Annotated in this window: 10 protein-coding genes; 6 read left to right on the forward strand and 4 right to left on the reverse strand. The window is 73.4% G+C overall.

The genetic code is table 11. The features are described 5' to 3' along the window. The first annotated feature begins 32 nt into the window (after positions 1–32). From FHX81_RS09345 to FHX81_RS09365, 5 genes are all read left to right on the forward strand, one after another. Entirely contained in the window at positions 33–1,130 is a 1,098-nt protein-coding gene (locus FHX81_RS09345) for a PA2928 family protein (RefSeq protein WP_141976970.1), read from the forward strand. A 21-nt stretch (positions 1,131–1,151) separates the two neighbouring features. Continuing rightward, positions 1,152–1,931: a hypothetical protein gene (locus FHX81_RS09350; protein ID WP_141976972.1), complete on the forward strand. Its 780-nt coding sequence runs from the start codon at positions 1,152–1,154 to the stop codon at positions 1,929–1,931. Positions 1,932–2,031: 100 nt separating this feature from the next. After that, positions 2,032–4,347 (forward strand): Tex family protein, encoded by a 2,316-nt coding sequence (locus FHX81_RS09355; protein ID WP_141976974.1) that lies wholly within the window; start codon positions 2,032–2,034, stop codon positions 4,345–4,347. Positions 4,348–4,362: 15 nt separating this feature from the next. Beyond that, a complete protein-coding gene (locus tag FHX81_RS09360) occupies positions 4,363–5,388 on the forward strand; it encodes an NAD-dependent epimerase/dehydratase family protein (protein WP_141976976.1) in 1,026 nt (341 codons plus the stop codon). Next, a complete protein-coding gene (locus FHX81_RS09365; protein ID WP_141976978.1) occupies positions 5,385–7,010 on the forward strand; it encodes a phytoene desaturase family protein in 1,626 nt (541 codons plus the stop codon). The genes FHX81_RS09360 and FHX81_RS09365 overlap by 4 nt, the downstream gene beginning before the upstream one ends. 120 nt (positions 7,011–7,130) lie before the next feature. On the opposite strand, the gene FHX81_RS09370 is transcribed toward FHX81_RS09365, so the two are convergent. After that, positions 7,131–7,571: an SRPBCC family protein gene (locus tag FHX81_RS09370; protein ID WP_141976980.1), complete on the reverse strand. Its 441-nt coding sequence runs from the start codon at positions 7,569–7,571 to the stop codon at positions 7,131–7,133. A gap of 46 nt (positions 7,572–7,617) precedes the next feature. Further along, on the reverse strand, positions 7,618–8,838 hold the full coding sequence (locus FHX81_RS09375; protein WP_141976982.1) for an ABC transporter substrate-binding protein: 1,221 nt from the start codon (positions 8,836–8,838) through the stop codon (positions 7,618–7,620). A 249-nt stretch (positions 8,839–9,087) separates the two neighbouring features. Between FHX81_RS09375 and FHX81_RS09380 the strand changes: the two genes are divergently transcribed. Further along, a complete protein-coding gene (locus FHX81_RS09380; RefSeq protein ID WP_141976985.1) occupies positions 9,088–11,895 on the forward strand; it encodes an ATP-binding protein in 2,808 nt (935 codons plus the stop codon). 69 nt (positions 11,896–11,964) lie between these two features. On the opposite strand, the gene FHX81_RS09385 is transcribed toward FHX81_RS09380, so the two are convergent. Both FHX81_RS09385 and FHX81_RS09390 read right to left on the reverse strand, forming a co-directional pair. Then, positions 11,965–12,513, reverse strand: coding sequence for a LuxR C-terminal-related transcriptional regulator (locus FHX81_RS09385; RefSeq protein WP_053715935.1), 549 nt, complete (start codon positions 12,511–12,513; stop codon positions 11,965–11,967). 98 nt (positions 12,514–12,611) lie between these two features. Continuing rightward, positions 12,612–13,079 carry a GNAT family N-acetyltransferase gene (locus FHX81_RS09390; protein WP_141976987.1) on the reverse strand — a complete coding sequence of 156 codons (468 nt, stop codon included), beginning with the start codon at positions 13,077–13,079 and terminating at the stop codon, positions 12,612–12,614. Positions 13,080–13,119: the final 40 nt, after the last annotated feature.

Consider the following 13,119-nt stretch of genomic DNA (forward strand, 5'->3'; position numbering starts at 1 on the left):
GCTTGCGCCACCACGACAGAACGGGGGACCCGATGTACCGGACACCGCCGCAGTACCCGCCGGTGATGCCCTACCAGACCCCGCCGCCACCTCGCCGACGCGTCCTGCCGCTGCTGCTGTTGCCGCTCGCGCTGTTCGCGCTGCTGTTCTTCGGCGGGTCCTACGCGGTCTCACCGGAGCCCGAGGTCGAGATGCAGTCCGGGTTCGCGTTCGCCGAGGTCGACGGTCGGGACGTGGTGCTCGCCCCCTACGCGCGGCACGGCGTGCGCGGCATGTTCCAGCTGATGACGCAGGACCTGTTCCAGGTGCGGCTCGCGGCCACCGACCCGGCCACCGGCGACGTGCTGTGGGACACCCAGTTGTCCGACCGGCTCGTCTGGGAGGCGTCCGTGCTGGCCGCCGGGCAGCGGCACGCCTACCTGGCCACCGACTCGGGCCTGGTCGTGGTCGCGCTGGCCGACGGGTCGGTGGTGGCCGAGGGGGCGGGCGTGCCGGGGCTCGGCGACGCGTTCGCCGCCGTGCGCACGGCCTACGCCTACGACCCGGACGCCCGCCGGGTGATGGCCATGACCGCCACCGGAGGGGTGGTGGCGATCGGGCTGGACGAGGTGGCGGCGACGCCGGTCGACGCGGCGACCGCCGCCGCCTGGTCCGGCCGGCTCTCGGTGCAGCGCGGCCCCGGCGCGCCGACCAGCGCGACCGGCGTCGAGGCGTCGCTGGACTCCGGCGTCGAACGGGTCGCGCTGCGGCAGGCGCCCGGTGGCGCGCCGGGCAGCGTGCTGGTCCGCGTCACGGCCGACGGCCGCGAGGTACCGGTCGGCACGACCGCGTTCCACGGCGCGCGGCTGGTGGTCGACGGCGTCACCGCCGTCGCCGCCGCCACCGGGCACGTGCTGGTCGAGCACCAGCGCTCGGTGAACGACCCCGGCGTGGCGCTCAGCCTCGTCTCCCTGGCCACCGGGCAGGTCACCGCCACGTTGGCGGTCGACTCCCGGGTGGACCGCGCCCTCGTCGGCCCCGACGGCGTCACGGCCGTCGCCGCGGGCGAACTCCTCGCCGCCGCGCGCGGTGACGGCCGGGTCGTGCCCCTGGGCATCGGCCTCGCCGACTTCTTCGGTGCCCACCGCTGACCCCCGGAAGGACGACACACCATGAAGGCACTCCCCTGGCTCGGTCTCACCGTCGGGCTCGGCCTCACCGCGGCGTGGGTCGCGGGCGGCCTCGCGGGCGACGACGTGTTCGCCTGGCTGAACGGGTGGCTGGCCGGCCCGTTCATCCTCCTGTTCGCCGTGCCCAGCCTGTTCTCGATGAGCGGGCTGTTCGGCGGCGGCCTCGCGGCCCTGACCGGCGGCGTGCCCCAGGAGTTCCGCGGCGCGCCGATCGGCATGGGCACGGTCGTGGGCGTGGCGCGGACCGGCCTGACCGTCAACGACCAGCCCCAGCTCGACATCCGGCTCCAGGTCGACACCGCGGACGGCCGCTCGTTCCCGGCCACCGCGCGGCAGGTCGTCGACATCACGGAGCTGTCCGTCGTGCAGCCGGGCGCGATCCTGCCGGTCCGCTACCTGTCCGACGGCCGCGCCGTGCTCGCCACGGACGCGCCGCCGCACGAGCTCCAAGCCGCCCTCGACCGCGTGCACGTGGCCAAGGGCATCCTGACGCCGCACCAGCTCCGCATCACCGAGGAGGGCGTCGAGACCAGCGCCGTCGTGCTGGACATGCTCCCGACCGGACAGGCGCCCGACGGCCGGACGGCGTTGCGGCTGACCCTGCGCGTGACCCGACCGGACGGCACCACGTTCGACGTGACGCAGGACAAGAAGCTGCCGCCAATGTCGATCCCGCAGGTGCAGCGCGGGATGGTGGTCAAGGCGATGTACCTGCCCGAGGACGAGTCGGACGTCGCGGTCCTCACCAAGCTCTTCCCATGACGGCGGTGCCGGCGGGCGGACCGGCGTTGATCCGGTCGGCCCAGCCGGCCGGGTCGGGGTGCCCGAACGTGCCCCGGCGGGCAGGGCACAATGGCTCGCTGTGACCACAGCCATTCACCAGAGGATCGCCGACGAGCTCGGGGTGCGGGCCGGGCAGGTCAGCGCCGCCGTCGACCTGCTCGACGGTGGTTCCACCGTCCCCTTCATCGCCCGCTACCGCAAGGAAGCGACCGGCGCGCTGGACGACGCCCAGCTGCGCACCCTGGAGGAGCGGCTGGGCTACCTGCGCGAGCTGGAGGAACGCCGGGCGGCTGTGCTCGAGTCCATCCGGTCGCAGGGCAAGCTGGACGAGGCGCTGGAGGCCTCGATCCTGGCCGCCGACTCCAAGGCCCGGCTGGAAGACCTCTACCTGCCGTACAAGCCGAAGCGGCGGACCAAGGCGCAGATCGCGCGCGAGCAGGGCCTCGAACCGCTCGCCGACGGCCTGCTGGGCGACCCGGCGCAGGACCCGCAGGAGGTGGCGAAGGCGTTCGTGACCGAGGAGATCCCCGACGCCGCCGCCGCGCTGCAGGGCGCGCGGGCGATCCTCGTCGAGCGGTTCGGCGAGGACGGCGACCTCATCGGCGAGCTGCGCGAGCGCATGTGGGCCCAGGGCCGGCTCGCGTCCAAGGTCCGGGAGGGCAAGGAGGAGGACGGGGCGAAGTTCTCCGACTACTTCGATTTCTCCGAGCCGTTCACCAAGCTGCCCTCGCACCGCATCCTCGCGCTGCTGCGCGGCGAGAAGGAAGAGGTGCTCGACCTCCAGTTCGACCCGGCCGACTCCGACGAGCCCACCGGCTACGAGGCGCGCATCGCGTCCCGGTTCGGCGTGGACGACCGGGGTCGGCCCGCCGACCGCTGGCTGTCCGACACGGTCCGCTGGGCGTGGCGCACCCGCATCCTCGTGCACCTGGGCATCGACCTGCGGTCGCGGCTGCGGGCGTTCGCCGAGGACGAGGCCGTGAAGGTGTTCGCGTCGAACCTGCGCGACCTGCTGCTGGCCGCGCCGGCGGGCACCCGGGCCACCATGGGCCTGGACCCCGGCTTCCGCACCGGCGTGAAGGTGGCCGTGGTCGACGCGACCGGCAAGGTCGTCGACACCGACACCATCTACCCGCACGTGCCCGCGAACCGGTGGGACGAGTCGATCGCCAAGCTGGCCGTGCTGGCGAAGAAGCACGCCGTGGAGCTGGTCGCCATCGGCAACGGCACCGCGTCGCGGGAGACCGACAAGCTGGCCGTCGACCTGCTCAAGCGGCACCCCGAGCTGAAGCTGACCAAGGCCGTGGTGTCCGAGGCGGGCGCGTCGGTGTACTCCGCGTCGGCGTTCGCCTCGGCGGAGCTGCCCGGGCTGGACGTGTCGCTGCGCGGCGCGGTGTCCATCGCCCGCCGCTTGCAGGACCCGCTGGCCGAGCTGGTGAAGATCGACCCCAAGTCGATCGGCGTCGGCCAGTACCAGCACGACCTGTCCGAGTCGAAGCTGTCGCGCTCGTTGGACGCGGTGGTCGAGGACTGCGTGAACGCCGTCGGCGTCGACCTGAACACCGCGTCCGCGCCGCTGCTGACCCGGGTCTCCGGCATCACCGCGGGCCTGGCCGAGAACATCGTGCTGCACCGCGACAGCAACGGCCCGTTCCGCTCGCGGCGCGCGTTGAAGGACGTGGCGCGGCTGGGCCCGAAGGCGTTCGAGCAGTGCGCGGGCTTCCTGCGCATCCCGAACGGCGACGACCCGCTGGACGCCTCCGCCGTGCACCCCGAGGCGTACCCGGTGGTGCGGCGGATGCAGGAGCGGGCAGGCGGCGAGCAGCTGATCGGCAACACGGCGGTGCTCAAGTCGCTGCGCCCGCAGGAGTTCGTGGACGAGCGGTTCGGCCTGCCGACCGTCACCGACATCCTGCGCGAGCTGGAGAAGCCGGGGCGCGACCCCCGGCCCGCGTTCAAGACGGCCACGTTCGCCGACGGCGTGGAGAAGATCTCCGACCTCGAGCCCGGGATGGTGCTGGAGGGCGTGGTGACGAACGTGGCCGCGTTCGGCGCGTTCGTGGACGTCGGCGTGCACCAGGACGGCCTCGTGCACATCTCGGCGCTGTCCAACACCTACGTCAAGGACCCGCGGGACGTGGTCAAGTCCGGTGACGTGGTGCGGGTGAAGGTGCTGGAGGTCGACATCCCGCGCAAGCGGATCGGGTTGACACTGCGGCTGGAGGACGAGCCCGGCCGCAAGCAGCCGCGTGAGCAGCGCGAACCGCGTGGCAATCAGCGTGGGCCGCGTGGCGGTGGCGGTGGTGGCGGCAAGCCCCGTCAGCAGGAGCGCCCGCCCGCGAACGGCGCGATGGCCGAAGCGCTGCGGCGTGCCGGGCTTGGCGGCGGCAAGTAGGGGTACCCGGCGGCCATGAGGGTCGTCGTCACGGGTGCCAGCGGCAACGTGGGGACGGCCCTGCTCCGGGTGCTCGCGGACGCGGGCGACACGGTGGTCGGCATCGCCCGGCACGTGCCGCCCGATTCACCTGGCTGGGTGAGCTGCGACCTCGGTGCGCCGGCCGCCGATGTGGTGTTGAGCAGGGCGTTCGCCGGTGCGGACGCGGTGGTGCACCTGGCGTGGGCCGTGCAGCCCACGACAGGTGAGCCCGCCATGCGGCGGACGAACCTCGTCGGCAGCGCGCACGTGCTGCGTGCGGCGGAGCGTGCCGGTGTGCCGCACGTCGTGGTGGCGTCGTCGGTCGCCGCGTACACGCCCTCTCCGGCGCCGGTGGACGAGGAGTGGCCGTGCGGCGGGGTGCCCGGCAGTGCCTACAGCACGCAGAAGGCCGAGCTGGAGCGGATGCTCGCCGGGCGTCCCGGCGTGGCGGTGGTGCGGCCGTGCGCGATCGTGCAGCCGGACGCGGGCGGCGAGCTGGCCCGGTGGGTGCTGAGCCCGTTGCTGCCCGCCGGGCTGGTGGGACGGCGGTGGCTGCCGATGCCGTTGTGGTCGGGGTTGCGGGCCCAGGTCGTGCACGCCGAGGACGTGGCGCGGGCGATCCGGGTCGTGCTGGCGCACCGGGCGGAGGGCGCGTTCAACGTGGCGGCCGATCCGCCGTTGAGCGCGCGTGAGCTGGCGTCGGTGCTGGGCGGGTTCCTGCTGCCCGTGCCGCTCGCGGTGCTGCGCGCGGTGGCGTGGCCGACGTGGCGGCTGGGCGTGCAACCCCTGCACCCCGGCTGGCTCCGGTTGGCGGATCAGGCGTCCCTCATGGACTGCACGCGGATCAGGGCGCTGGGTTGGGAACCGCGGCACCCGCCGCGGGAGGCGTTGGCGGAGTTCGTGGCGGCGGTCGCGGAGGGGCGCGGGACGTGGGGGCCGCTCGCGCCGCGCCACGTGGGACGGTGGCGGCGGTTGGGCTTCGGCCGGCCGGCGCATCAGAGCCAGGGAGATGTGCGTTGAGCGATGTCGTGGACGCGGTGGTCATCGGATCGGGCCCGAACGGGCTGGTGGCGGCGAACCTGCTGGCCGACGCCGGGTGGGACGTGCTGGTGCTGGAGGCGGCCGACGAGCCGGGCGGTGCGGTGCGGACGGCGGAGTTGACCGAGCCGGGGTTCCGGCACGACCTGTTCAGCGCGTTCTACCCGCTGGGCGCGGCGTCACCGGTGATCGCGGGGTTGGGGTTGGAGCGGCACGGGCTGCGGTGGCGGCGGGCGCCGGAGGTGCTGGCGCACGTGTTCCCGGACGACCGGGCCGCGGTGCTGTCGCAGGACGTGGACCGGACGGCGGCGTCGGTCGAGTCGTTCGGCGCGGGTGACGGTGACGTGTGGCGGGCCGAGTTCGCGCGGTGGGAACGGGTCCGGGCGGACCTGATCGAGGCGTTGATGCGGCCGTTCCCGCCGGTCCGGGCCGGTGCCGGGCTGGTGGGCGCGTTGGGCGCGGGTGAGGCGTTGCGGTTCGCGCGGTCGTTCGTGCAGTCGGTGCGGGCTTTCGGGGACGAGCGGTTCTCGGGTGAGGGCGCGCCGTTGTTGTTGGCCGGCAACGCGATGCACACCGACCTGGGGCCGGACCAGGCGGGCGGTGCGGCGTTCGGGTGGTTGCTGTCGATGCTGGGGCAGGACGTCGGGTACCCGGTGCCGGAGGGCGGGGCCGGTGCGCTGACGCGGGCGATGGTGCGGCGGTTGGGCGGCGTGGTGGAGTGCGGTCGGGCGGTGGACCGGGTGGTCGTGGCCGGTGGGCGCGCGCTGGGGGTCCGTGACGCGGCGGGTGGGTACGTGCGGGCGCGCAAGGCGGTGCTGGCGGACGTGCCCGCGCCGTCGTTGTACCTCGGGTTGGTGGGGCCGGAGCACCTGCCGGCGCGGTTGGTGTCGGACCTGGACGCGTTCGAGTGGGACGACGCGACGATCAAGGTGGACTGGGCGTTGAACGGGCCCGTGCCGTGGACGGCGGCGGAGGTGCGCGGTGCGGGGACCGTCCACTTGGGAGGGGACTTCAACGGGTTGGCCCAGTCCAGCACGGAGATCGCGTGCGGCCGGGTGCCGCGGTTGCCGTTCGTGATCATGGGGCAGATGACGACGACGGACCCGACGCGGTCGCCGGAGGGCACGGAGACGGCTTGGGCGTACACGCACGTGCCGCGGGGTGAGCGGTGGTCGGCGGATCGGTTGCGCCGCCGTGCCGACCGGGTGGAGCAGGTGATCGAGCAGCACGCGCCGGGGTTCCGCGACCTGATCCGTGCGCGCGTCGTGCAGGGTCCGGAGGACCTGGAGACCCGCAACCGCAGCCTGGTGGCCGGTTCGATCAACTCGGGCACCGCCGCCATCCACCAGCAGCTGGTGTTCCGCCCGATCCCGGGCCTGGGCCGGGCCGACACCCCGATCGACCGCCTCTACCTGACCTCCGCCTCGGCCCACCCCGGCGGCGGCGTCCACGGTGCTTCGGGCGCGAACGCCGCCCGTGCCGCCCTGACCCGCAACGGCCTGGGCGGCGACGCCTACCGCCTCCTCCTCCACACCCTCCACCACCACCTCTACCCCGAGAGTCGAACGCTCAGGTCCCGAGTGTCGAACCTCCAGGCCCCCTGAGTTCTACGTTCAGGTCCCCCCGGACGCGCCCCCAGCGTTGAATTCGGGGGTCCTGAGCGTTCGACACTCGGGTCCTGAGCGTTCGACACTCGGGACCTGGAGGTTCGACACGCGCGGGGGTTAGAGGGTGCCGCGGCGGGTGGCTTGGTCGGCGAGGCGGCGCAGGGATTCGCGGTTGCGAGGGGTCAGGAAGAGGGCTTGGGCCGAGGCCGGGAGGAGGGAGAGGGGGCCCTTGGTGGCCTCTTCGGCCATGGTGACCTCGCAGCCGTCGGCGGTCGGGGCGAGGGTGAAGCGGATGCGCGCGGCTCCCAGGGGCCACAGGCGGGCTTCCAGTTCGAGCATCCGGGGTGGGTCGACGTTCAGGACCTTGGTGACGTCCTTGACCGCCACCGGCCACGCGCCGACGCTGTGGTGGATCCGCGTGCCGGTGCCCGGCCAGCCCGGGTCGACCTCGCGGATGTGCGCCGCGCCCACCACCCAGCCCGCGTACGACCAGCCGTCGGCCAGCACCGCGAACACCCGCTCCACCGACGTGGGCACCGCCCAGCGCACCTCGATCATGCGCCTCGGATTCCCCGCCCGGACCGGCGGAAACTACCCGCCGGGGCTACTTCGCCCGGGTGCCCTTCAGCTTCACGAGGTCGGACTCGAACAGGTTGGCGATCACGGCCAGCCCGCCGGGCGTCCCCGGGTCCGGCCGCGCGATGTAGGACTGCGTCGCCGACGGCCGGCCCACGAGCGAGAACCGCAACGACCCGGTGAGGCTCTTGGTGTCCACCTGGTTGGTGTCCTGGAACGCCCGCAGCACGCCGTCACGGGTCAGGTCGCGCTCGCCGCACGCCTTCTCCAGCACCGCCGCGAACGCCACGCCGATCACGTACCCGTGGTCCACCGACCCGGTCGGCTCCAGGTCCGGGAACTTGCGCGTGAACGCCTCCGCGACCGCGCGCGGCCCCGGCAGGTCGGTCGCGAACGGCGCGATCGGCGACACCACCAGCACCCGCTTCACCACGGCCGCCGCCGCGGGCGACTCGAGGATCAACGGGTCGTAGCCCGCCGCGTTGACCAGGAACGGCACGTCCCAGCCGAGCCGCTCGGCGGTGGCCACGGCGGTCGCGGTCTGCTGCGGCGACGTGCTGAGGAACACCGCCTTCGCACCCGCCGCACGCAGCTCGGCGACCTGCGCGGCCACGTCCGCGACCTCCGGCACGGGCTTGGCGACCAGCTCCATGCCCCACTGCTCGGCGGCGAACGTGCTGCCCTCCAGCGCGTTGCGCCCGTAGTCGCTGTCGACGTAGACGTGCCCGACGGTGTCACCCTCGCGGATCGCGCCGGACCGCTTCACGTGGTCCAGCCCGTTGATCACGTCGAGGTCGTACGTCGTGCCGACGATCATCATGTGCGGGTTGCCGAGCAGGCTCGCCGACCACGACGCGGGCGCGGCGATGGCGCGGGTCTGCATCAGGTCCGGCTCGATGGCCTCGGTCATCGGCGCGCCGGTGACGTCCATGAACCCGAGCACCTGCGGTTCGAGGTCGAAGTACGCGGTCAACGCCCGGTTCACGTCGTAGCCGTGGTCGGCCTGCCTGAGCTCGACCCTGCGCCCGCAGATGCCGCCGCGCTCGTTCAGCTCGCTCAGGAACAGCTCGTAGCCCTTGATCCGGATGAGCGACGTGGCCGAGAACGGTCCCGTCATGTCGGTGAGCACGCCCAGCGAGATGGTGTCGTCGGTGACGCCGGGGCCGGTCTTGACCGGTGCCTCGTCCGGTGCGCCGCACCCGGCGAGCAGCACGGCGAGCACGGTCGATCCGACGACGAAGTTGCGCACCAACGGGACTCCCACAGCTCACGTTACCGACGGGTAAGGAGTATTGACAGAAGTCACCCGAATCGCCTAATCATGTGACATACCGCACGGTCGGTAACCTTTTCCGCCGCACCGGAAGCGCTCGTTCGCCGTGATTGCCACTCGATCAGCCGCATATCGTCACTGCGCGGCAGGGGGTGCTCGCACCGGACGATTCGGGTTCTAATACAGGGGCCCGGTCGATCTCCCGCGCGAGTGCCTGGAGTGCGCATGACGCCACCGCGAACCAGCTCTCCGGTCCTGGTCGGCCGGGGTCGGGAGCTGGCCGCGCTGCTGGGCGCGGTGGCCACCCAGCCGTCGGTGGCGCTGGTGGCGGGCGAGGCCGGCGTCGGCAAGAGCCGGCTGGTGCGCGAGCTGCTCGGCCGGCCGGAGGTGCGGCCGCTGCGCGTGCTCACCGGGTTCTGCCAGCCGCTGCGCGAGCCGTTCCCGTACGGCGCGGTGCTCGACGCGTTGCGCACCGTGGGCGACTGCCTGGACCGAGTGACACTGAGCCCGGTGACGGGTGTGCTGAGGCCGCTGGTGCCGGAACTCGCGGACCACCTGCCCGACCCGCCCGAACGACCCGACGACCCGCGCCACGAGCGGCACCACCTGTTCCGCGCCGTGCGCGAGCTGCTGTCGGTGCCCGGCCCGGTCCTGCTGGTGGTCGAGGACCTGCACTGGGCCGACGACGGGTGCCGCCACCTGCTGCGCTTCCTGATGGCCGACCCGCCGCCGAACCTGACCACGCTGGTCACCTACCGCCGCGAGGACGCGCCCGGCGGCATGCCGCTGGGCAGCGCCTACCGCCCGCCGGCCGGGGTGGCGTCCGTGCTGGTGGAGCTGGCCCCGCTGGACGTCGACGGCGTGCACGACCTGACCGCCGCGATCCTCGACGTGGACGCCGTGCCCGCCGGGTTCGCCGCCCGGCTGCACGAGCGCACGGCCGGCATCCCGTTCGTGGTCGAGGAGATGCTCCGGGCACTGCACGACCCGGACTGGCGGCTGCTGGACGAGGTCGAGGCGCCGGCGCTGCTCCGGGACGCGATGGCCGAACGCCTGGCGCGGCTGCCCGTCACGGCCCGCCGCGTCGCCGAGGCCGCCGCCGTGCTGGGCGTGCCCGCCGCCGAGCAGCTCCTCGCCGACGTCGCCGCCGTCACGCCGGAACGGGCCGCCGCCGCGCTCACCCACGCGCTGCACAGCGGCGTGCTGCACGAGACCGCCGACGTCCGCTACGGCTTCCGCCACGCCCTCGCCCAGCAGGCCGTCTACGACACCCTCACCGGTCCCGAGCGGCAACGCCTGCACCTGCGCGCGCTGCGGGCCCTCGACCACGCCACGCCCCGACCGTTCATGCAACTGGCCGAGCACAGCCGCCGCGCCGGGCTGCGGCACGACTGGCTGCGGCACGGCGAGGCCGCCGCGGACCGGGCGCTGGAGGTCGGCGACCCGTCCACCGCCACCCACCTCTACCAGCGGTTGCTGGACGAGGCGTCGCTCACGCCCGCCGACGTCGACCGGCTCGCCGTCAAGCTCGGCCAGGTCGCCCGCGGTGGGCTCGACCAGCGCGACCCCCGCGCCACGCTGGAACGGCTGCTCGACGACCACCGGCTCTCCACCGCCGCGCGCGGCGAGGTGCGGCTGAACCTCGGCTTCCTACTGATGCGCCAGTTCGACGGCCCGCGGAACGGGCGCGTGGTCGTCGAGCACGCCATCGGGGAGCTGGCCGCCCGGCCGGACCTCGCCATGCGGGCGCGGGCCGTGCTCGCCCAGCCGTTCGTCGGCGCGACGCCGTTGGCGGAGCACCTGCGGTGGCTGCGCGAAGTCGAGGCGTTCATCGCGTCGTGCGGGGACGACCGGGTGCGGTACGCGCTGCTGGCCAACCAGCTCGGGTCGCGGATGTCCACCGGCGACCACACCGTGATGGCGGAGCTGCACCGGTTGCCGGACACGGCGGCGGACGTGGCGGTCCGGCGTCATCTGGCGCGGGCGCACTGCAACCTGGCCGACGCGTTCGCCCTGGTCGGCCACTTCGACCTGGCTCGCGACTTCCTCGACCGGGGGCTGCGGCTCACCGTCGGGGCGGGCGTGCCGTTCACCGAGGGCACCGGCCAGTCCACCCGCATCCACCTCGACTGGTACCGCGGCGACTGGGGCACGTTGGCGGACCGGGCCGCCCGGCTGCTGGAGGAGTACCGCGAGATGCTGCCGGTCGCGGGTGAGATCAACCTGGTGCTGGGGTGCCTGGCCTTGACACGGGGCGAGTGGGACGCGGCCGAGCGGCACCTGGCCGACAGCGGCGTGCGGTCGGTGGAGAACTCGATCACGCCGGTCGCGCTGGGCGGTTTCGCCGCGTTGACCAGGCTGTGGTCGGAACGCGGCGACCTGACGAGGGCGTGCGCCGAGGCGGACCGGGGGCTGGACCTGGCGCGGCGCAAGGGCGTCTGGGCGTGGGCGGGCGAACTCGCGCCCGCCGCGGTGGACGCGTTCCGGGCCGCCGGGCGGGTCGAGGACGCGGTCAAGCTGGTGGAGGAGTTCGACGCGGGTCTCGTCGGCCGGGACGCGCCGTTGGCGCACGTGGCGTTGCGGATGTGCCGGGCGTTCCTGGCGCAGCAGCACGCCGCGCCCCTGCTCCGGGAGGCGCGTCGGGCAGCCGACGACCTGGGGCTGCGGTACTACTCGGCGGTGCTGTCCGAACGGATCGCGCGGACGGCGTTGGAGCGCGGTGACGACGCGGCGGCGGCCGAGCTGGGCGAGGTGGCGGCGCGGTTCGACGCGCTGGGTGCGAGCCGTGACGCGGCGAGGTGCCGGCACCTGGTGCGCGGCGCGGGTGTGCCGACGCCGTCACGGCGCGGTCGGCGCGGGTACGGCAACGCGTTGTCGCCGCGTGAGCGGGACGTGGCGCGGTTGCTGGCGCAGGGGCGGACGAACCGGGAGATCGCCGACGTGCTGTTCCTGTCGCCGCGCACGGTGGAGCAGCACGTGGCGCGGGTGCTGCGCAAGCTCGGCGTGGCGTCACGGGCGCAGCTGCGGGCCTGAGACGCCGCGAGGACCGGCGGGGTTGGCCCCGTCGGTCCTCGCGTCACTGCGTCCGACCGGTACGTGCGCCTAGAGGTACGAGCGCTGGCCCCACGGCATCGCCGCGGCGAGCTGGGCCCGCCTGCCGATGTCGAGCTTGCGGTAGATGCGGGTGATGTGGAGTTCGACGGCCCGGGTCGACACCGAGAAGTGCTCGGCGATCTGCCGGTTCGTCATGCCCTCCAACATCATCAGCGCGATCCGGTGCTCGTGCGGCGTCAACGGCTCGCGCGAGCGCGCTTCGGCGCTCTGCCCATCGCGCGGCCGGACGATGCCCGGCACGCGCTCACCTTCCGGCACACCCAGCAGCACGTGCCACTGGCGTATGCGCACCTCCGCGATCGACTGCGATCGCACGTACGGGTCACCGCGCACCAGGTCCCGGGCGGCGGCGTCGTCGGGCACCTGCACGATGAGCAGCACGCCGGAACCGTCGGCCCAGGGGCCGGTCCCGACGAGCACTCCCTGCTCGGCTAACGGACGCCAATATTCCCGGTGTGCGAGATGAATGGATCTCCGCACCTGGCGCGCATCACGAAATGTCAACTCAACGGCGAAAGCCACTGGACTGATCCCCATTTCATTCCGCGGCCGACTTTCGCCACATACTCAACTGGGGCGTTCATTTAGTGTCAAGTGAGACACATCACAACAGTGATATGGGAACCCGATGGCCCCTATAGCCGCTTTTCGAACCAGTGCTCCGCATAGCGGTCGCTGTTGAACGGGGGCACCTCACGGTAGCCGTGCTTGGCGTACAACGCCCGCGCTTCGACCAGGTCAGTACGGGTGTCGAGGCGAATGGCCGAAGCGCCAAATGAGACGGCGGCCTCCTCGACCGCGGCGAGCAGCGCCGCGCCGCCGCCGGTGCCGCGGGCGGCCGGATCGACGAACATCCGCTTCATCTCCGCCGTTTCGCGGTCTACCAGGCGAAACCCGACGCACCCTCGCACCTGCCCGCCGTGCCGGCCGACGAAGAACCGGACCAGGTCGTCGGTCGGGTCGTCGGCGATCGCCCGGTCGACCTCCGCCGGCGTGGCGGGCCGCCCGTAGTAGCGGGCGACGATGTCGGCCAGGTAGGTGCGGATCACCGCGACGGCGGTCGGGCTGTCAACCGGCTCCGGCTGAACGGTCCAGGAACTCATCGGCGGATTCTCGCCCCCGCTGGGCCATTCGGACACGTGG

This window comes from Saccharothrix saharensis, from assembly GCF_006716745.1.
Classification (GTDB): domain Bacteria; phylum Actinomycetota; class Actinomycetes; order Mycobacteriales; family Pseudonocardiaceae; genus Actinosynnema; species Actinosynnema saharense.

Bases quoted from the DNA above. Each gene is read 5' to 3' on its own strand.
- FHX81_RS09390 (WP_141976987.1), bottom strand. From the start codon at position 13,079: ATGAGTTCCTGGACCGTTCAGCCGGAGCCGGTTGACAGCCCGACCGCC.
- FHX81_RS09385 (WP_053715935.1), bottom strand. From the start codon at position 12,513: ATGGGGATCAGTCCAGTGGCTTTCGCCGTTGAGTTGACATTTCGTGAT.
- FHX81_RS09345 (WP_141976970.1), top strand. From the start codon at position 33: ATGTACCGGACACCGCCGCAGTACCCGCCGGTGATGCCCTACCAGACC.
- FHX81_RS09380 (WP_141976985.1), top strand. From the start codon at position 9,088: ATGACGCCACCGCGAACCAGCTCTCCGGTCCTGGTCGGCCGGGGTCGG.
- FHX81_RS09350 (WP_141976972.1), top strand. From the start codon at position 1,152: ATGAAGGCACTCCCCTGGCTCGGTCTCACCGTCGGGCTCGGCCTCACC.
- FHX81_RS09360 (WP_141976976.1), top strand. From the start codon at position 4,363: ATGAGGGTCGTCGTCACGGGTGCCAGCGGCAACGTGGGGACGGCCCTG.
- FHX81_RS09370 (WP_141976980.1), bottom strand. From the start codon at position 7,571: ATGATCGAGGTGCGCTGGGCGGTGCCCACGTCGGTGGAGCGGGTGTTC.